Source organism: Streptomyces griseorubiginosus (assembly GCF_017614965.1).
Classification (GTDB): Bacteria; Actinomycetota; Actinomycetes; order Streptomycetales; family Streptomycetaceae; genus Streptomyces; species Streptomyces griseorubiginosus_B.
This window is the reverse complement of sequence record NZ_WVUG01000674.1, coordinates 1-950: the sequence shown is the minus strand read 5'-3', so window position 1 is coordinate 950 and position 950 is coordinate 1. Positions and strand designations below refer to the sequence as shown.

Sequence of the window (950 nt, the reverse complement as noted above, 5' to 3'; positions counted from 1 at the left end):
GCATCGTCGAGCAGCACCCCCGCCACGCCGGTCCCGCGGTACGCCGCCCCCACGTACAGCTGCTCGACCTCGTCCCCGACCACCATCACAAACCCGGCCACGGTGCCGCCCACTTCCGCGACGACGGTGTCCCCGACCCGCCCGGCCGCCCGCTCCACGAAGGACGCGGGCGTACGAACGGCGACCAGCGCGGCCGGCACATGACCGAGATGCCCGTCCCGCCACCCGGCCCGCCAGATGTCAGCAACCGCCGCCGCATCTGCGGAAGTTGCCGGACGAAGCCGAACGCCGGAGGCACCCGATCCCGCTGTACGACCCATCCGACCATGATGCCGTCACCGTTTCCCCAAGGAGCCGTATCGGTCCGCCGTGCCGCCGTTTCCGCTCCCGGCGGCCGTGGCATGGCAATCCCCATGGAGTTCTCCGAGGTCGTACGTCGCCGCCGCATGATCCGCCACTACGCCGACAAGCCCCTGCCCCCGGACGTCATCGAACGCGTCCTCGCCTCCGCCCTCCGCGCCCCCTCCGCCGGCTTCTCCCAGGGCTGGGCCTTCCTCGCCCTGACCGACCCGGGCCGACCGCGCCCGCTTCTGGCCGTACGTCCCGACCCGCGTCGAGAAGACGCCCACCATGCAGAACGCCCCGCTGGTCGTGGTCCCCCTCGCCCACAAGGCCGCCTACCTCGAACGCTACGCCGAGCCCGACAAGGGCTGGCAGGACCGAGCCGAGGCCCGCTGGCCGGCCCCGTACTGGTACATCGACACCGGCATGGCGGCCCTGCTCATGCTCCTGACCGCGGTGGACGAGGGCCTGGGCGCCTGCTTCTTCGGCATCATGCCCGAACATCTGACGCCGTTCCGGCAGGAGTTCGGCGTACCGGAGGAGTACGACCCCATCGGGGGCATCACGGTGGGGTACCGGGCAGAGGATGTACCGGCACAGAGCGGGCG

Annotated in this window: 2 pseudogenes; one reads left to right on the top strand and one right to left on the bottom strand. The window is 71.7% G+C overall.

Annotated elements, in window-relative coordinates:
- Nucleotides 1–320 (bottom strand): annotated as a pseudogene (locus tag GRC12_RS46235) (GNAT family N-acetyltransferase); the annotation flags it as partial.
- On the opposite strand from GRC12_RS46235, the pseudogene GRC12_RS44660 reads away from it, so the two are divergent.
- Nucleotides 201–950 (top strand): annotated as a pseudogene (locus GRC12_RS44660) (nitroreductase family protein); the annotation flags it as partial. The pseudogenes GRC12_RS46235 and GRC12_RS44660 sit on opposite strands and share 120 nt — an antisense overlap.